The organism is Planctomycetota bacterium (assembly GCA_016125255.1).
Classification (GTDB): Bacteria; Planctomycetota; Phycisphaerae; order Phycisphaerales; family Zrk34; genus RI-421.
The window spans coordinates 133,364-151,796 of sequence record WGMD01000001.1 but is presented as its reverse complement, the minus strand read 5'-3'; the positions used below and the strand labels follow the sequence as shown (position 1 = coordinate 151,796).

Genomic DNA, 18,433 nt, shown 5'->3' with positions numbered 1-18,433 from the left:
TGTCCGGCGGTGGGTTGCGAAATCATCTTTAGAACTTGATGTTCAGGTCGACGCGGAAGCGTTTGCCGTCTTCGACATCGCTGGTGATCGTTTCGACGAAATATACCCTTGCGAGGATGTTGATGTTGTCGGTGATCATGTAGCCAGCACGAAGTTCGTGGCCCCGGAAGTCGCTGGAACGCGTCTGCGTGGCCGACCCGAATCGAGACCAGTCGTCTTGGGCCATGAAGCGGGGGACGGCCCATTTCTCGATTTCCGCCCAGTAGTAGCCGAGCAACCAGTCGCCGCGTGATTTAAGCCCGCCGAGCTGGGCCGAGAGCACATACCCGAAGTTTTCGTTGGGGTGATCGCCGTCGGGGCCGTCGTGGAAGTTGACCATGAGGTCGGCGCCGAGGCTCAGCGGCAAGCCGTCGGCGAGGTCGAAGGTAAACTGCACGTTGGTGTAGTTGATGGCGAAGTCGAGGTTGTCTGTGGTGGTGTTCAGCGCATCGTTGTCGTCGGCGATGTACAGCAGTGCCTCGGCGACGGTGAGGCGGCCGGGCTGGATGGTTCGGCCGTAGACGAATTGGCCGGCGAGAATCTGGGCGCGATTGGCGTGGCTGATGCTGTCGGGTCCGTCGGGCAGGAAAGCCCATGTGGCGTTGAAGGCGTAGGTCGCCTCATCGACCTGGCGTTTGTAGGCCCAGGCGACGCCATCGACGTACACATCGTCGTCCCAAAGCAGCTCATTGGGGATCCAGATGGCCAGTCCGTCGCGCCCGACCGTCACGGAGGAATGTTCGGTCGGTTTGAATTTGGCGTAGAGTCGGTCGATGTTGAAATCGCCTTGGTCGCCCTCATCGCCGCGATCCTGCCAGAGGGTGATGTGCGGCGACTGCTGGGAATTGTTGTCGCCGGTGCGAACGCGGACGTTCAGAAGCAGAGCGTTGGCGGGCTGCCACTTGAGCCCGGCGCGGGCGCGGATGCGGAACCGGTCGCGGTCCCGGCGGTCGGCGCCCGCGGGGTCGGTCGAGTCCCAGTCCTGCTCCCAGCGCAGGCGCAGGTCGCCGTAGACGGTGAGGGACTTGTCCGGAGTCAGGGGCCAATCGGCATGGGCCGGGAGGCACGCAAGCAGCCCCGCGAACAGCGTGAGGGCAAGCGTAAGGCGCGACATCAAACTGGTATGACATGGGCGAATGGTCGTGTGTATCCGTCAGATGATGGGTCGGGGCTTGAGGGACATGCTGGTGAATGAATGTTTGAACGGCGAGGGGCCGACCTTCTGCAGCACGCCGCGCCCGAGTTTGTAGCGGTAGTTGTTGGTCATCGGATCGGGCACGGCATGGGCGACGGAGTTGGCCGGGGCGCCGGGGAAGTTGAAGTTGGCCATGGCCACACCCTGTCGCATCTCGTCGCTGACGATGGCGACGGCGGTGAACTGGCCCTCGGTGACCTGGATGTGGCCGCGGCGCATGAGCGTGGTGAACGTCAGGTCGTCGTCGAGCACACCCTGGGGCTGAGAGGTCTGGATGTAGACCGTGTCGTTGTAGGCCGAGACGAAGTCGCCGCTTTCGATGCCCTTGGGCGCGGCGTCGTCGGGGTGGATGAAGATGAATGGATAGGGCCAGCGCTGCATCAGGTAAGGCTTCCGCAGGTCGTCGAAGGCGGACTGCCAGGTCTCGTTGACGCGGCCGGTGGTGATCCAGACCTCGCCCTTGTCGCGGCGGGGCTTAACCGCCTCGTAGAAGTCGATCCAGCCGCTAAAGTCCCAGGGCGACTTCAGCAGCACGGCCTTGCCGCTGTGGGTGTTGAAGGCGGTGAGCCACTTCCGCTGGACGGTGGCGCCTTCGATCTCGCCGTGCTGATTGTTTGGGTCGTGCAATCGGGGCGTGCCGACGAGCTTGCCGTCGCGGACGCGGATGGGCGTCTGGAGGCCCTCGGTGCCGTAGGCACGCAGCAGTTCGTGAGCGCGAACGCCGCGCTGCTGCGCCTCGACGACGAGCGGGTGGTAGTTCAACACGCCTCCGCGTCCGAATCGGGCGGCCTCCTCAAACACATCGTTGCTGGTGTTCCACTGGTAGCTGCCGTCGGCGTCGAAGCCCATGCGGCGGGCGAATTCCTTGACGGCCCACCAGTCGGGTTTGGCGTCGCCGGGCGCGTCGTAGATCTTGCTGTAGAGGCGGAGGCGCCGCTCGGCATTGCAGCGCGTGTAGTCGTCCTCGCCCCACGGCGCCGCCGGTAGAACGATGTCGGCAAGCTGCGTGTTCAGCGGCTCCACGGGATAGATGTCCGAGTCGACCATCACCATGCCGCCGGTGAGGATGCGCTTCTTGAATGTCTCGACGATCGCCTGGCGATCAAGGCGGCTGACCTGGTGCGGGTTGTCGCGCGTGAAGGCGCGCAGCACGTCGCCGAGCTGCTGCGAAGCGAGCATGGCGGGGATCCACGTTGTGCCGATGACCCAGCAGAACTTGACCTGGCCGTCGATGACCCAGCGGTCGAAGTTCAGCGATTTCTTACGCCGGCCGGGGTACTTCTCGGGGCTCAGGAACCCGGAGGCGCCGTCGGCCTTCATCATGCCGCGCTGGTGTCCGCCGCCGCGGCTGATGACCTGCCCGGGCCGATTGCCCGCCCCGCAGACCAGCGCCAGCGAGGCCAGCGAGGCGCTGTTCATATAGTTGTTGGACCAGTAGTTGCCCTTTTCGAGCATGAACGAGGTCTTGGGCCGCGTCCCGTCGGGGCGCGGCTTGGCGATCAGCTCGGCGCAGCGCTGGATGTCCCGCATGTCCAGCCCCGTGATGCGCGCCGCGGTGTCCAGCTCGGCGTACTTGTGCGAGCGGATGAACTTGCGGTAGTCGTCCCAGTCGCTCTGCCACGTGCCCCAGGTGGTGCGCCACTGCCAGCCGGTGTTGCGCGTGCCGCGGCCGTAGCCGGCCTCGACCTCCCAGGCCTTGGCGATCCACTGGTCGATGAAGCCCTGATCCTGCCAGCCATTGTCGATGATGATCCGCGCCAGCGCCAGGTGCAGGACGGTGTCGGTGCCGGGGATGATCGGCAGCCAGAGTCCGCCCTTGCGCAGGCCGTACTCCACGCCCATGGTGCGGTGGGGCGTGACGAAGATCATTTTCTTGTTCGGGTTCGCCCCGCCCATGAGCCAGGTGGTGAACAGGACGGTCTTGGTCTCGTAGGGGTCGACGCCGGACATGAACGCCACGTCGCACAGGCCCCAGTCTTCATAGCTGGCTGAGAAGGAGTTGATGCCCGCGTCGTCGAGGCCGACCGCGTCGTTGCTGTCGCTGGGCTTGTCGTGGGGCGCGAAGGCGGGGGTGCCGATGGACTGGTTGGCCAGCTTGGTGATCGCGTAGGTGTTTTCGAAGAACTCATAGGAGTAGGTCTTCATGCCCCAGGCGTGCTCGCCGTACTTGTCGATGACGAATCGGGACACGTCGGCCATCACGTTCAGGGCCAGGTCCCAGGACACGGGCATGAGCGTGCCGCGCACGCGGATCTGCGGGTACATCAGGCGGTCGCGCGTGGGGGTCTGGGGGTTGAAGCATTTCTGAGCGAGCGTGCCGCCGCGGATCGAATGATTGCCGCCGACGTTGACCGAGCGGGCGTCGTGGTCGGGCAGGATCACCACATGGTGCGGCTTGCCCTGGTGGCGGACGATGTTGTGCTGGGCGGGGCTGACCCAGGGCCGCATGACCGCTCCGGTAGGGAAGTCTGTGTGCAGGGCGTTCTGGTCGGCGCGCTCGCCGCCGACTTTGCCGACGGGCCAGCGATAGGCCTTGTATCCGCAGGCAACGGCGCAGTAGGAGCAGGCGGTCGTCAACACGTCGGCGTCGGCCGGCGGAAGCGGCACGTGATCCTTGGCGAAGACGCCCGAGGTGTCCTTGGGACTTTCAATCTGAAGATCGTGGTTGGCCATGGCTTAGCTTTCCCTTGCGTGGGCGGACAGATCGAGGTTCGCGCTGTGGCCGTAAATCAGGCCCATGACACCGACGGCGTAAAGGTCGTCGCCATCGGTTTCGAGCACGATCTGCGGCAGCGACTCGGTGGCGTGGCCGGAGACAACCATGCCGTGGCGCGTCAGGTCGAAGGTGGTCAGGTGCATCGGGCAGGCGCCCAGAACCTGGTGCTCGGGCTTGTATGTGCCTTCGAGTGGGCCACCCATGTGCGTGCAGATGGTGGTGAAGCAGACGATGTCGTTCTCAGGCCCGACCCCACCGCCGGCGGCGACGCCGAGCTTGACCAACATGCAGCGCGTGTCGTCGTAGGGATAGGCCAGCGCCACCGGCTGGCCGACGCCCAGCCCCGAGATCGTGCCGATCTTCCGACGCGGATAGCTGGCCAGCTTGACGATCTGGTCGCCGAGACCGGCCAGCGTCCCGCCGGGCAGCGCCCCCAGGACCACCACCGCCACGGCACTGCCGCCGCCCAGCAGCATCTGCCGCCGACTGATCGCCCGCGGACAAAAGCCCGCACCCTGGGCTGCGGATGTATGGCGTTGCTCGTTCATCGGGTCGACTCCTGTTCCAGGGGCTGATACGGCGGGGTGGGGGGAATCGGCATCGTCAGCGGCTGCTCCATACTCAGCGCTTCCAGAAAAACGATCAGGTCTTGCTTGTCCTGCGCGCTGAGCCCCAGCGGGCGCAGCAACGGCGACTTGTTCGCCGCCTCGCCGCCGCCGGCATCGTAGAAATCAATCACCTGCTCCAGCGTCGTGAACATACCGTTGTGCATATACGGCCCGGTGTAGCGTAGCTCGCGCAGCGACGGCGTACGGAACTTGCCCTTGTCGCGCGGGTGTTTGGTCACGTAGTACAAGCCGTGGTCACGGTCGGCGGCAGCGTACACGTCGTGGGCCATGCCCTTGATGTACTGTTCGTAGCGGTGGGTGATCTGCGCCAGCGGGTCGCTTTGCACCTGCGGATTCTCCGGCACGCCCAGGACGTAGAGCTTCTGGTCCGAGGCCAGCGGGCCGTTGTGGCACGCAACGCAACCGGCCTTGCCGTGAAACAGCTTCATGCCGCGCTGCGCCGAGTCGCTCAGCGCCGCCTGATCGCCGGCGATATAGCGGTCGTACGGCACCTGCTTCGGGTCCGACACCAGCGTGCGCTCGAAGGCGGCAATCGCCATCCATGTCTGCTTCATGCGCGGCTGATCGGTCCCGAAGACGGCGCGGAAGGCCTCGACGTATTCGGGGATGAACCGCAGGCGCATCTCGAGCATGGACTCGTCGCCGTTGCCGCCGACGCCGCCGGTCGCCGCAGATTTGGCCTGGGTCTCCAGGCTCATCGAACTGCTGTCCCAGAACAGCTTGTTGTAATGCGCCGAGTTCAGCAGCGTCTGGGAGTTGCGCCAGTGCAGCGATCCGGGATAGCCGCGCGATATCCCGCCGCCGTCGCCCCAGCCCAACTGCGGATTGTGACATACGAAGCAACTGCTGCGTCCGTCGCCGCTGAGCCGGCCGTCGAAAAACAGCAGCCGGCCGAGCGCGACCTTCGGCTCGGTCATCGGGTTGTCCGCCGGCACAGGCGGTGGTGGCAGATGCGTGATCGGCGCCAGACCCTCGACGCGAATCAGGTGCTTGTACTCGACCGCCTCGGCCGGCGCCGTTGGCAGCGCGATCGCTGGACCCTGTGCGGGCACCGCCTCGGTCGGCGGCTGCTGACCCGAGAGAATCCACTGCACGATCTGGCGAAGCTGCTCGTCGGTCAGCGTCGGATGCGGCGCCATCGGGATCGGTCCCCAATTGCCTGCCCCGCCTTCGCGGATCTTCTTGACCAGCTTCTGCGGCGCCGCGGGATCCTCACGGTAGCGCTCGGCCACGTCTTTGAACGCCGGACCGACCAGCCTCGAATCGTATCGGTGGCAGCCGAAACAGTCGCTGTTGCCGATGTGCTGATATCCCAGGGGAATTGTCGCCTCCTCGACGGCGCTGGCGCTTACGCCGAACCCCATGATCACGACCCACAGGCCGATTCCAATCTTCATGTGTCTTATATGTTCCATGGCGGTGCTCATCCGGGTTTCTTTAGTTCTGTCCGAACACGCGAGTTTGGTAATCGGGTAGCGCCGGTTTCTCAATGACGACAGGATCGCTGCTGAGCGCTTCCAGCATCGCCACCAGATCGCGCTTGTCCTGCTCGCTCAGTCCCAGCGGGCGCAGCAGCGGGGACTTGCTGGCCGCCTCACCCCCGCCGGCGTCGTAGAAGTTGATCACCTGCTCCAGCGTCGCGAACACGCCATTGTGCATGTACGGCCCGGTGTGCCGCAGCTCGCGCAGCGTCGGCGTGCGGAACTTGCCCAGATCGGCGTCGGACTTGCTCACCGCGTAGTGGCCCACATCCACACGCCGATTCATGTAGTTCGGCACGCCCGAAGAGGCGTAATAGCGCAGGATCGTGATGCTCCTCAGCGGATCGCGCCACACCTCCGGGTGCTCCGGCACACCCGTCGCGTGCAGCCCCCCGTCGCTCAGCAGCGGACCGTCATGACAGCGGATGCACCCGGCCCGTCCCTTGAACAGCGCCAGGCCCCGCTGCGCCGAGTCGCTCAGCGCCGATTTGTCGCCCCGCAGATACCGGTCCAGGGTCACATCCTGCGATCGGATCGTCTTGACGAACTCGCCGACCACCTTGTAGACCCTCGGCCCGTAAGGATCGCTGCCGGTTCCGAAAATCTCCCGCCACATCGACACGTACTGCGGCACTTGCTTCAGTCGCTCCTGCATCAGGCGGCTGTCCATGTTCATCGTGTGCGCCTCAGTGATCATGTCTCGCACCAGCGTGTCTACGTCGCCACCGTTGAGTCGGCCGTCCCACATGAACCGCGCCCCTAGCGTGGTGTTCAACAGCGTCGGCACATTGCGGAAATACAGCGCCCCGGGATACCCGTCGCCCAGCGCCTGCCCGTCTCCATAGCCCTTGAGCGGATCGTGACACGAGGCGCACGACAGCGTCGTGTCCCCCGACAGGCGCGTGTCGAAAAAAAGATGCCGGCCCAACTCGGCCATCTTGGCGTCGATCGGCCCCGCTTCCGGCAGCGGCGCCAGCGGCTGTGTCCGTTCCGCCGCCGACTCATGCGCCGGGACGCGCGAAGCCTCGGCGTAAGCGATCGGACCCATCAGAGGCATGGCCACCGATTTGAGGATCGTGTCACCATTGGCTGCCGGCGAAGCCGCCGGGGTCTGATCGAGAATCCACGAGACCATCACGCGAATCTGATCCTCCGACAGGGTCGGGTGCGGGGCCATCGGGATCGGTCCCCAACTGCCTGCCCCGCCAGCCTTGACCTTCTGAACCAGTTGTTCCAGTGCGCCTGGCTGGTTCTTGTACTTCGCCGCGATTTGCGCGAAGCTCGGGCCGACCAGTTTGATGTCCGGCTTGTGGCAGGCCAGACAGTCACTGCCCTGCATCAGGATGTCCCCCGAAACGCCGGCCGTTTCCGGGGGCGCCGACGTGGTCGCCACAGGGATCGGCTCGATAGTGGCCGGGGCGGACGTCGGGGCGGCGGTGAGGGCCACCGGCACCTGTAGTCCCTTCGGGACCGGTTCGACGTAGGCGGGGATGAACACGACCGCCACCATCATCCCAAGCGTGAGGACAACGACGGTGAGGAAGACGAAGAAGTTTGCGGTATTGGATGACATGGCCGGTTCCCATGAGTTCATCGCGACGCGACCCGTTGCCGCATACACACGGCCTTCTACAATCTGCGTGCCATTATCGCCGATGCTCGAAAAATTTCTGCAACTTATTATCGTTGACAGCCTTATGAACTCTGATGTGCCGAATGAATATGTCGGCGGCGCGGCCCCGACTGTGCAAACTTCGATGGCCGGGCCATCTGAATTGATATATGTCGATCTTTTAGTCTTGTTTTCTGCCCATCTCGCCCGATGGGCAGAAATTGAGCGGTGTCAGAAATTGAGCAGCGCCGCCGACACGGACCCAGTCAGGATTCACGCAGTTTGGCGCGGAGGGTGTTGCGGGCGATGCCGAGGATGCGGGCAGCCTCGGAGACGTTGCCGCCTACCCTGTGGACCACATGCGCGATGTAGTGCCGCTCGACTTCCTGCAAGGTAGGCAGAGCGCCCGGCTGACTGACAAACGGCCGAACTGTCGCGGCCACATGTAGTTCCGACGGCAGATGCTCCGGACCCACCTCGGCGGTTTCGCACAGGATCGCCGCGTGTTCCATTACGTTGCTCAACTCACGCACATTGCCCGGCCAGTGGTAGCTCAGCAGCAACTTTTCCGCCTCGTCGGACAACGTCAGCGGGCCTTTGCGCAGCGCGGAGGCCGAGTGCCCCAGCAGATGGCGACCGAGCAACGCGATATCGTGGCCGCGCTGCCGTAGCGGCGGTACGGCGATCTGGAAAGCGTTGAGACGGTAGTACAGGTCTTCGCGGAACTGCTTCTGGCGGATCAGGTCCGGCACGGTCCGATTCGTCGCCGCCACCACGCGCACATCGACACGGATCTCCCGCCGTCCGCCGACCCGTCGGAACGGGTGCCCCTCAATGACGCGCAGAAACTTCGCCTGAAGATCGAGCTTCATCTCGGAGATTTCGTCGAGAAAAAGCGTTCCACCATCGGCCATCTCGAACAGCCCTTCGCGAGGCTCACGGGCATCGGTAAACGCGCCTTTTTCGTGCCCGAACAGCTCGCTTTCCAAGAGATGCTCCGATACGGCGCTGCAGTTGACCTTCACCAGCGGCCCCGCGACACGCCGCGAGCGGCGATGGATCGTATTGACGACCAGTTCCTTGCCCGTGCCGGTTTCCCCCACGACCAGTACTGGACTTTGCGCCACGGCGACCTTGTCGATCTGGTCGCGCAACTGACGCATGACCGGGCTCTGGCCAAGCAGCTCCTGAACCGGCTCGCCGCTGATCCGCTCGCGTTCAAAACGCCGCACCTGCCGCCGCAGGTGGCGGGCTTCGACAGCGCGCTCCACGATCAGGTGCAATTCGTCAAGCTCAAACGGTTTGACGACGAAATCGTGGGCGCCGCCCTGCATGGCACGCACCGCCGTCTGAATATCGGCGTAAGCGGTCATCACGATCGTCAGGATCCGCGGATCAAGTTCGCACGTTTCCGCGAGCACGCTGAGTCCGGAGCGGTCGGGCAGGTGGATGTCCAGCAGCATCAGATCGATTAGGTTTTCATGCAGCAGGCGCATGGCCTGATCGGCCCGCTCTGCGACCACGACCGTATAGCCGTCCTGACGGAAGAATTTTTCCAATGAGCGGCGTAGTCCCGCATCGTCCTCGACTATCAGCATGGTGATGCTCATGCGTCTGACCCGTCGCGGGCTTGGTCATCGGTCTGCTCCACGGCACCCGGCAGGTGAACGACGAAGATCGTGCCCTGGCCCGGCGTGCTGTGGACCTGGATGGTGCCCCTGTGATCCTCGACGATCCGTCGGCAGGTTGCAAGCCCCAGACCCGTGCCATCGGGTTTGGTGGTGAAAAACGGGTCCCAGATCTGCTCGACGACCTGCGGGTCGATGCCCGGGCCATGGTCGACGACCTCGATCACGATGCCCGGCGCCGTGTCGGTGGGTGTTCGGGCCCGTCTCATGCGAACCAGCACCGACCCGCCGCCGGACATCGCGTCAGCCGCGTTGAGCACCAGATTAATCACCACCTGGCGTAACTGGTTGGCGTCGCAATGCAGCCAGACAGCCTGCGGCGGCTGTTCCACGTGGATGTCGATCCCTCGGCATCGAAGTTCCGGCTCCACCAGCGTGATCACGCCTTGGACGACCTCGGCTAGTCCCACCGACGCCATGCGTGGCTCGCTCAGACGCCCGAGTCGCGAGAACGAACGCAGAAACAACGTCAGGCGATTGACTTCCTCCAACACTTCGTGGACCAGTTCGCGTTGGGCCTCGGGCAGCTCGCCAGCCCACTCGGCGACCTGAATCTTCGTCTTGATCGCCGCCAGCGGATTGCCGATCTCGTGCATGATCCCGGCGGTCATCTGCCCGATCGACGCCAGTTTGTCCGACTGCGCCAAGCCGCTTTGCAGACGTCGCAGGTGTTCGGTTTGCCGTGTAACTTCCTGCGCCAATTTGTCATTCCAGGCCGCCAGATGATCGCGTGATTCGCACAGGTGTTTAGCCATGCGGTTGAAGTCGTCGGCGAGCGATTCGATTTCATCGCCAGTCTCGATGTGGACGCGCCTGCTCAGGTCGCCTTCGGCGATCTGGCGCGTCGTCCGGCGTAGCGCCGTGATTGGCCGCACCACGTACCAGCCCACGAACAGGCCCACGACGCTCGCCGTCACCGTGACCAGGCCAATGACGACCCCCAGCGTGACCGTCAGGAACCGGATCGGCGCCTCCAGAAGATGGCGCGGCCGCAGCATCAGCAGAATCCAGCGTTGCTGAGGTTCGCGGGGATCGACCGTCAGGCTGGCCGCCGTGACAATCGACAGTTGCGTGCGGATCGTCTGGGCCTGGTGCTGAGCACCGAGAATCAACGCAACTTCCGGTGGGGCGTAATCGGCGCTGAGGGAGCGGCGTGTTTCCAGGGACAATCGCGGATCGTCGGTCTTGACCCCACCCAGATAAGCCCCTTCTTCGTCGAGCAACCACGCCTCGATGCTCCCCGGCAAGGGACCGATCAGTGACAGGATGTAATCCGCGAAGACATTCACCACGAGCATGCCCCGCCATTGTCCATCGGTCCCGGCGACCCGGATGCCAAGGCGCACGACGCCGCGGTGCGGCACCTCCACCTGACCGTGTTCGATATTCAGGTCCATCGGCGAAACGTAAATCTCGCCCGGCTCCGTTGCCAGCAGTTGCTGCACGTAATATCGCGGTCCTTTGTTCTGAAGGTTCGGCTCGGCGACCACTCGGGGCGCCCCACCGTCCACATCCAGGCGCACGACCTCGCGCCCCGCGTCGGTCAGGTAACGGACCTGGTAATACGCCCGCTTACCCTGGGAGAATATGACCAGTTGCCGCTCGACGTTCGCGCGCAACGCCGCGGGAGCCGCACCGGTGTTCGCCGCGGCATCGGCCAACTCACGCACGATGTCCAGTTGACTCAGAAACCGCAGATCCTGCCGGATCGACTGAAGATAGGCTTGAAGCTGCTGGGCCTTGGATTCGGTGTCGAAGACCACCCGCTGGACGACCAACTCTTGAAGCACCCCGCGCATCCGCGTGATCGAGAATCCCCCGACGATCATCACCGGAACAATCGCCAACGCCACCATCGGCACGATGATCTTGGTATGAAGGCTGACATGCTGCAATCGCTTCTTGATCGACGAGGTTTCAGGACTCATACGCCGAATGGTAACGCGGACGATTCATGCAAACCACAGTCATGGGGTATACTGGCCACGGCATTCCGACCTTGGAGGCTTCCTGATGACCCGTGATCCGACCAATCGACCTTCATCGACATCGAGCGTCGGCGCCGAACATTGGGTCGAGGCCTATGCAGATGTGCTCTACCGCTATGCGATGGGGCGGGTCGGTCAGAATCATCTGGCCGAGGATCTGGTGCAGGAGACGCTGCTGGCGGCGCTGCAGGCCCGACAATCCTTTCGGGGGGATTCGCAGCAGCGGACGTGGCTGATCGGAATTCTCCGGCACAAGATTGTGGATCACTTCCGATCCACCGTCACACGCCACGAGGTGCAGGCCGAGGATGACTCAGGGGGCGATGTGATGGATTCGTGGTTTGATGAAAAGGGTCGGTGGCGCCGGCCGCCGACCCCGTGGAAGGCCGAAGGCGAACAGCTTCTGGAAAAGGGTGAATTCTGGGAGGTGTTCCGGCAATGCATGGAGAACCTGCCGGAACGTCCACGCCAGGTGTTCGCCCTGCGTGTGATGGATGAGCGGGAGACCGATGAGATCTGTAAGGAATTGAAGATCACCGCGACCAATCTGTGGGTGATCCTGCACCGCGCCCGGGCGCTGCTACGGGCCTGCCTGGAGAAGCACTGGTTTTCCGAGGGCAACGCGGACAGTGACGTCAACAGGTAACGACTCATGCTCAACTGCAAGCAAACCGCTCGATTGATCTCCGAGGGGCTCGACCGCAAGCTGTCGCTGCGGCAGCGGATGAACCTGTGGATGCATCTGGCGATGTGTGGGGCATGCTCGGCCTATCGCCGACAGATTCAGTTGATCAACCGACTGGTTCGACGCCGCTTCACCGAGCAGGCGGCAGACCGTCCAGAAGATGGTCCAGCCTGCCCGTCCGAGGCTAAACAACGGATCACGCAGACGCTCAAGGACAGAGAATCGATGTAACCCCCGGAAGGCATCTGGCAGCCAGGCAGGGGCAGTCCACGTTAGGACGCGACCGCATCACGCCATTGAAAGGAAGCCCCCATGTTCCTGAACGTCCTCCATACCGACAACGCACTGCAAGGCGCTGGCGAACTGCTGGGCAAGGCTCAGAAAGAGTACGGTTTTGTCCCCAATCTGCTGGGCGTCATGGCCCATGCGCCGAAACTGCTCGAAGGCTACATGACACTGAGCAGGCTGTTCGACCAGTCGTCGCTGGACGCCACAGAGCGGCAGGTGGTTTTGCTGGCGGTCAGCGCGGTCAACCGGTGCCATTACTGCGTGCCGGCCTACACCGTGATCGCGAAGATGCAGGGCGTCGAGTCGAACGTAATCGAAGCGATTCGCGATGACCGGCCGATCGACGATCCAAAACTTCAGGCGCTGCGCCAGTTCGCGGCGGAGATGGCGACGACGCGCGGCTGGCCGAGCGATGAAGCCAAACAGACCTTCCACGAAGTCGGCTACACCGAGGCGCAGGCTCTGGAAGTGGTGCTCGGGGTTGGCCTCAAGACGCTGTCGAACTACACCAACCACCTGGCCGACACGCCGCTGGATGACGCGTTTGCCGACGCTGCGTGGAGTCCCGGCGCCGCACGCGCCTAAAGCGGCGTCAGAACTGCAATCGCACCCTGGCGCCGGCAATGTGGGAACCGCCATGAAGACACGTGAGAGCGGCATGCCGGATGAGTCGATGTGGGCGGGCTTTTTTTCGCCGGAGCAAACGCTGGTGAGGTTGGAGTTGGCCGGCACGTGTCGCGATGTGGTGGACTTCGGCTGCGGCTACGGCACATTCAGCATCCCAGCCGCGCGGATCGTCCGTGGCGCCGTTCACGCTTTGGACATCGAAACCGAAATGATCGAAGCAACCGTCCGCAAAGCCAAGCAAGCAGGTCTGGACAACGTCCGTGTCGAGCGGCGGGATTTCGTCACCGACGGGACGGGGCTGCCCGCTGAAAGCGTCGATTACGTCATGCTGTTTAACATCCTGCACTGCGAGCGGCCGGAGCTGCTGTTGGGAGAGGCGTACCGTGTGCTTTCAACCGGCGGGCGACTGGGCATCATGCATTGGAACTATGATCCGGCCACGCCGCGCGGCCCCACGATGGGCATCCGCCCGCGCCCCGAGCAGTGCCGCACATGGGCTGAAACAGTGGGATTCGGCTGCATCTGCTCGCTCCCCATTGACCTGCCTCCGCATCACTACGGCTGGATCATGGAGAAACGGTGAGGGAACCGGGTTCACCCTTGCGCACAGTTTTGAAGCAGTAGTCGAGCATGCGACCTACGGCGGAGTCATCGTTTGGCTGCTGCGGCTGGCGCTTGCGGGATGGATATCGCCTTGAAGCCGGCGGTTTGGACGGTATTCACCACGGCGGCCGGATCGAACCAACCGGGATCGGCGCGGACCACGGCTTCGGAGACGTCAAAGGACACCTCGGCGGAGGCGATGCCCGGGAGTCGGCCCAGGCGGGCCTCGAGCCCGGCGGCGCATCCAGTGCACGTCATGCCCTCGACCCGGAAGCGATACGTGGCCAGGACGGTCGCTTGCGGTGTGGCGGCGTCCGGGGGCGCGGCCGAGTCGCCGCCGTTGAATGTGCGAATCAGCATCGGGCTGTAGTAGGGAAACAGGGCGAAGGCGATCACAAACACGGTTGCCACCCACAGCATGGAACGGTTGAAGCGCTGAAGCTTGGGGTTCGGTGTCGCGCAGGCTTCGCCCGGCTTGCAGACCGATCTGCGGAAGTACGTGAAGTAGAACCCCGCACCCAGAAAGATCGCGGCGGCCAAGAGGAAAAACGATCTGACCGACTCGAAGAACCCCGCCACGCCTCCGAGGGTCACACCGAACGCCAGCAACACCAGTGGCAACCAGCAGCAGGCCGAGGACAGAACCGCCGTCGCGGCCGCGCCTAGGCAGTAAAGCGTGGAGCGGTCCCTTGCGGCGACCGGCGATCGTCCGGCGCCGCCGCCTAACGCTTCACGGATCGCCTGCTCGATCAGCGTATCATCCGGCATGCCGATCCCGGCGAAGGTGCGGCAACCGAAACCGTAGCTGGCGCCCTCGCGGCACGCCGGGTCAATGTCGCGGCCGTCGATCAGCACTGTCGGCGAGCCCAGAAACTTCAGCGCCGCAGGGTCATCGCTCGGCGTGACCTCCACTTCGTGGACCGGAGCCTCGATGCCCAATCGGCGGGCTATCCGACGCACACACTGGACGGTCGGCTCGTGATTCGGACAGCCCTCAAAGTACAGGATATCGATGCGCATTGGTTGGCCTCTCAGTTGCCGCGGCAAGGCGGCCGCATCGTGGGGGTCAAGTCGCCATCATTCGTGCCCAGCGGGCAACGGTCCTCACAAACCAGTTTGCCGGACAGCGGGCACTGAATCTGCCCCGGGCAGTTCGGTCGCGTCGGATCGGTCGTCTGCTGTGTCGCCCAGCCGGCACCAGCGCTGAGCAGCCCCGCAATCGTCGCGATCATCAGGTAGCGTGTCATGACGTGTTCCCTTCGTGAAAGAGGTGGGGTTGGTCCGCTGTTCCTACGTGCCGTACCCCAGTACGGGGTTCACGGTCTTCGGGATTTTTTACGCGTCGGTGTCATCGAGGCATGATCCGTCATCCAGGGCGTCAAGGATCGGGCAATCCGCCGCCGATCGCCGCCGGCGGCACGCGGCGGCAAGTTGTGACAGTGTCCGCTTCATCCGCTCCAACTCGGCGATGCGCTGCTCGATGTCCGCGAGTTTGGTGGAGGTCAGTTCAAGCATCTGCCGGCAGCGGCCCCGGCATTCGGGATCGACATGCAGTTCCAGCAACTCCCGGATCTCGCGCAGCGTGAAACCCAGACGCTTGGCATGGCGGATGAATCGAAGTCGCCGCACGGTCTGCCGGTCATAGTGCCGAAAACCTGTTCCCCGCCGCGCCGGCTGATCGATGAGCCCTTGGCGCTGGTAGTACCGGATCGTCTCGACACCGACGCCGGCTTCCCGAGCGGCCTGTCCGATCGTCATGCTCGACATGGCATGGACTCCTTATTGCATGATAAAGGCCGTACCATGCTACGGAGTCAAATCACTTGGCCGGCAACAGGCCGAGCATCTTCGCGGTGACTTTGATGCGTTGGACCAGGCTTTGGCGGCGCGGCTGCTGGCCGTTCGGACTCAGCAGGAGCAGCGTCGTGTCGTCGTGCGGCGGCTGGTGGCCCGCGAAGTCGACGACGCGGGCGCGAAGCTCGCTCATGAACTGGTCGGGCTGCCGTGTGTCCAGTTGCCGGATGAGCCGCAGTAGGCCGCTTTCATTCAGCATTCGCCCACGGGCGTCTTGAGTCTCAGTCAGACCGTCGGTGTACACCAGCACCAGATCGTTACGCTCCAGGCGCACCGCGAACTGGACGTAATCCGAGTCGGTGAAGATGCCCAGGGGCAGGTTGCGGCTTTCGGGATTGATTTTCTGCCACGTGTGATCCAGTGTGACCCAGCGTCGCTCCCGCGCCTGATACCACAGCGGGGCGGGATGTCCGGCGTTGCAGAGGATCAGGTGGCGGGAAGGCGGGAAAAAGGTCGCCAGCACGGCGGTGGCGAACTTGCCATGGCGCTGCATGCCGTCGAAGTCGTGGTTCAGCGAACAGGCCAGACGGGTCTGGTCCGGCTTGTTGATGTGTCGCCGCATGAGTTTGCGCAGGCGGGTCGCCACGTCGGCCGCCTCCGTGTCGTGACCGGTCACGTCGGCGATGAGAAAGCGTGACACCTCGGCGCAGGCGCACATCGACACCAGGTAGATATCGCCGCCGCCGCCGGCCTCGGCGGGGCGAGACCAAACCCACACGTCCAGACCCGTGACGCTCACGGCACTGTCGATTTCGTTGCTGCCGCCCCAGACTTCCAGACAGTCCAGTGGATGTAGTTCACACGCTCTCGGTGTGGTTCCAGAGGATTCCGGCACGGCATCGGGAATAATCGCGTCGTCTTGGGGCATCTACTACATAGGTCGAACATACGGCATGGCGCCTTACATCTGAAAAAACATCGGCCGAATGGCTGTCAGGCCCCGCCGGTTCTCGACGACCTACATGCAACATCGCGTTGAGGAACTCGTTCATGTCAACATCCGCCATTTCCGCACGCCGACCGCGAAAACCACAACCCCGCCGCGAGATCGAGGCGAGGTTGATTGCCATAGGCGCCATGCTGTTGATCGCTATGGTGTTCATGCTCAACCCTCCGGTGCTGCGGGCCCAGTCCGGCACACGGAGCTCGGGCAGCGCGAGCCGAGCCGAGCCCCTGACGCAGTTCAACACGCAGGGACTGACCGTGCCGCGCGATCAGATTCTTTCCGGCGGTCCGCCCAAGGACGGCATCCCCGCGCTGACGAACCCCAAAACGATTGCCGTAACGGACGCGCCATACCGCAATGACGATCGGATGGTGGTCGTCGAGATCGCCGGCCAGGTTCGGGCATACCCGATCAATGTGCTCAACTGGCACGAGGCGATCAACGACACCCTCGGCGACACCCCCGGAACCCCGGAAACCTTGGAAACTCCGATCACCGTCATCTACTGCCCGCTGTGCGACTCGGTCAGCGTCGTCGACCGCCGCATGGGCGGGCAGACGCTCGAGTTCGGGATCAGCGGCCTGTTGCAAAACTCCAATGTGCTGCTTTACGACCGCACGCACAAGGCGTTGTGGTCGCAGGTCGGACTTGCGGCCATCAGCGGCCCCAACGCTGGTAAGTCGCTTAAATACCTGCCCTGGCAGTTGACCAGTTTCGTCGAACTGAAAAAGACGCATCCCAAGGCCACGGTCGTCACCACGGAAACCGGCCACCGCCGCGACTACTCCCGTAATCCGTACGCATCGTATTTCGCCACGGATCGGCTGATGTTCCCCGTCGCCCACAAGGACCCGCGCCTCAAGCCCAAAGAGCCCATCGTCGGTGTGCGGCTCGGCCAGCAGGTTCACGCCTATCCGCTGAACGCCATCGGGCGCGCGCCGCAGCGCACGATTGACGAGCGGATTGACGGACAGCGACTGGTCCTGAAAATGGACGAAGCCGGCGGCGTATCCGTCGTCGAGGCGCCAGCCGAGGCTCAGGTCGTGCACACGTTCTGGTTCGCATGGTCGGCGTTTCATCCGCAAACCACGGTGTACGGCCAGAAGCAACCCGGCAGTGATCGCCGCTGAGGCATCGGCCAAAGGGGACAGTCCATGGGGCGTCGTCTGATCCGACCCGATGAAGATTCCAGAAGCAGGCTCTGGTTCATGTACCACGTGGTCTTCGTGATGCTGCTGGCGCATTTCGCGCTGGTTTATCTGAAACCCGGCTACTTTTACGACCCGCAGACGCGTGCGCGGCGATCGTTCGGTGGATTCGCCGCCGAGGCGCCGGCACGACTGATCGAGCGCGACGGCCGGCGGTGGCTGCGCGGCGGTGAGCGCGAGTCCGATCACTTCGACGTCACGCGGTTCCGACTCGACCCGAAGAGCCTGCACTACGGCATCGGCCGCGAACGATTCCCGGCGCTGATCGAGCCGAAGTTCGTCTCCTCCGCCGAGGCCGACGGCTGGCTGGCCCCGGAGGCGCTCGTTCTGGCGGTGCGCCTCGGCGATGAAGTCAAGGTCTATCCCATTGATCTGCTGGTCCGGCATGAGGTGGTCAACGATGTCGTCGGCGGGGTGCCGATCTTCACGGCCTACTGCATCCTGGCGGATCTGGGCGCGGTGTACGATCGCCGCTTGGATGATCATGTGCTGACCTTCGCTCTCAGCGGATACACCTACGCCGACGCCGAGGTCTGGGACGGCCGCGACGCCTTCGTGCTCTGGGATCGCGAAACCGAGAGCCTGTGGTGGCCGCCGATCGGCAAGGCGGTGTCGGGGCCGTTGATCGATGCTCCGCTGAAGCTGCTGGATCAAGACGCCTGGACACAGACCACATGGGACCATGTCAAGCAACAGCATTCCGAAGCGCTGGTCCTGGAGCAGGGACAGGATTTCAAACGCCCGACCGCATGGAGGCGGCTGGACGTTTCCGAAGGTTCCGGGGGTTCCGGGGGTTTGCAAGGATCAACCTCGCGGAACACCCCCTCGCCGGCGATCGCCCCGCAGTGGGGCGGCAACGAACCCTGGTGACACA

At 63.8% G+C, this 18,433-nt stretch carries 17 protein-coding genes; 6 read left to right on the top strand and 11 right to left on the bottom strand.

Annotation, left to right across the window (positions count from 1 at the left end):
• Positions 1–28 precede the first annotated feature (28 nt).
• The 7 genes from GC162_00670 to GC162_00640 form a co-directional block, all read right to left on the bottom strand.
• The gene (locus GC162_00670; GenBank protein ID MBI1367144.1) at positions 29–1,153 is read right to left on the bottom strand and encodes a hypothetical protein; all 1,125 of its coding nucleotides are present in this window, start codon (positions 1,151–1,153) and stop codon (positions 29–31) included.
• 39 nt (positions 1,154–1,192) lie between these two features.
• A complete protein-coding gene (locus GC162_00665) occupies positions 1,193–3,907 on the bottom strand; it encodes an arsenate reductase (azurin) large subunit (GenBank protein ID MBI1367143.1) in 2,715 nt (904 codons plus the stop codon).
• Positions 3,908–3,910: 3 nt separating this feature from the next.
• The gene (locus GC162_00660) at positions 3,911–4,498 is read right to left on the bottom strand and encodes an arsenate reductase (azurin) small subunit (GenBank protein MBI1367142.1); all 588 of its coding nucleotides are present in this window, start codon (positions 4,496–4,498) and stop codon (positions 3,911–3,913) included.
• Positions 4,495–6,006, bottom strand: a complete 1,512-nt coding sequence (locus tag GC162_00655) for a c-type cytochrome (GenBank protein MBI1367141.1) — start codon at positions 6,004–6,006, stop codon at positions 4,495–4,497. Before GC162_00655 ends, GC162_00660 begins: the two co-directional genes overlap by 4 nt.
• Before the next feature lie 10 nt (positions 6,007–6,016).
• Positions 6,017–7,654, bottom strand: coding sequence for a hypothetical protein (locus tag GC162_00650; protein ID MBI1367140.1), 1,638 nt, complete (start codon positions 7,652–7,654; stop codon positions 6,017–6,019).
• Positions 7,655–7,938: 284 nt separating this feature from the next.
• The gene (locus GC162_00645) at positions 7,939–9,282 is read right to left on the bottom strand and encodes a response regulator (protein ID MBI1367139.1); all 1,344 of its coding nucleotides are present in this window, start codon (positions 9,280–9,282) and stop codon (positions 7,939–7,941) included.
• Positions 9,279–11,288, bottom strand: a complete 2,010-nt coding sequence (locus tag GC162_00640) for a HAMP domain-containing protein (GenBank protein ID MBI1367138.1) — start codon at positions 11,286–11,288, stop codon at positions 9,279–9,281. The genes GC162_00645 and GC162_00640 overlap by 4 nt, the downstream gene beginning before the upstream one ends.
• On the opposite strand from GC162_00640, the gene GC162_00635 reads away from it, so the two are divergent.
• The 4 genes from GC162_00635 to GC162_00620 all read left to right on the top strand — a co-directional run bounded on the left by GC162_00635 (position 11,263) and on the right by GC162_00620 (position 13,531).
• Positions 11,263–11,994, top strand: coding sequence for a sigma-70 family RNA polymerase sigma factor (locus tag GC162_00635; protein ID MBI1367137.1), 732 nt, complete (start codon positions 11,263–11,265; stop codon positions 11,992–11,994). The two genes, GC162_00640 and GC162_00635, sit on opposite strands and share 26 nt — an antisense overlap.
• 6 nt (positions 11,995–12,000) lie before the next feature.
• A complete protein-coding gene (locus GC162_00630) occupies positions 12,001–12,264 on the top strand; it encodes a zf-HC2 domain-containing protein (GenBank protein MBI1367136.1) in 264 nt (87 codons plus the stop codon).
• 81 nt (positions 12,265–12,345) lie between these two features.
• Positions 12,346–12,906, top strand: a complete 561-nt coding sequence (locus GC162_00625) for a carboxymuconolactone decarboxylase family protein (GenBank protein ID MBI1367135.1) — start codon at positions 12,346–12,348, stop codon at positions 12,904–12,906.
• Between the two features lie 52 nt (positions 12,907–12,958).
• Positions 12,959–13,531, top strand: a complete 573-nt coding sequence (locus GC162_00620) for a methyltransferase domain-containing protein (protein ID MBI1367134.1) — start codon at positions 12,959–12,961, stop codon at positions 13,529–13,531.
• A 65-nt stretch (positions 13,532–13,596) separates the two neighbouring features.
• Here the strand turns inward: GC162_00620 and GC162_00615 are convergent, their stop codons facing one another.
• From GC162_00615 to GC162_00600, 4 genes are all read right to left on the bottom strand, one after another.
• A complete protein-coding gene (locus GC162_00615) occupies positions 13,597–14,571 on the bottom strand; it encodes a hypothetical protein (GenBank protein ID MBI1367133.1) in 975 nt (324 codons plus the stop codon).
• An 11-nt stretch (positions 14,572–14,582) separates the two neighbouring features.
• Positions 14,583–14,798: a hypothetical protein gene (locus GC162_00610; GenBank protein MBI1367132.1), complete on the bottom strand. Its 216-nt coding sequence runs from the start codon at positions 14,796–14,798 to the stop codon at positions 14,583–14,585.
• A gap of 88 nt (positions 14,799–14,886) precedes the next feature.
• Positions 14,887–15,318: a MerR family transcriptional regulator gene (locus tag GC162_00605; GenBank protein ID MBI1367131.1), complete on the bottom strand. Its 432-nt coding sequence runs from the start codon at positions 15,316–15,318 to the stop codon at positions 14,887–14,889.
• Between the two features lie 52 nt (positions 15,319–15,370).
• Positions 15,371–16,273 (bottom strand): SpoIIE family protein phosphatase, encoded by a 903-nt coding sequence (locus GC162_00600; GenBank protein MBI1367130.1) that lies wholly within the window; start codon positions 16,271–16,273, stop codon positions 15,371–15,373.
• A 122-nt stretch (positions 16,274–16,395) separates the two neighbouring features.
• Here GC162_00600 and GC162_00595 point away from each other — a divergent pair, with 122 nt between their 5' ends.
• On the top strand, positions 16,396–17,481 hold the full coding sequence (locus GC162_00595; GenBank protein ID MBI1367129.1) for a DUF3179 domain-containing protein: 1,086 nt from the start codon (positions 16,396–16,398) through the stop codon (positions 17,479–17,481).
• Positions 17,482–17,505: 24 nt separating this feature from the next.
• Entirely contained in the window at positions 17,506–18,429 is a 924-nt protein-coding gene (locus GC162_00590; protein ID MBI1367128.1) for a DUF3179 domain-containing protein, read from the top strand.
• Positions 18,430–18,433 lie beyond the last annotated feature (4 nt).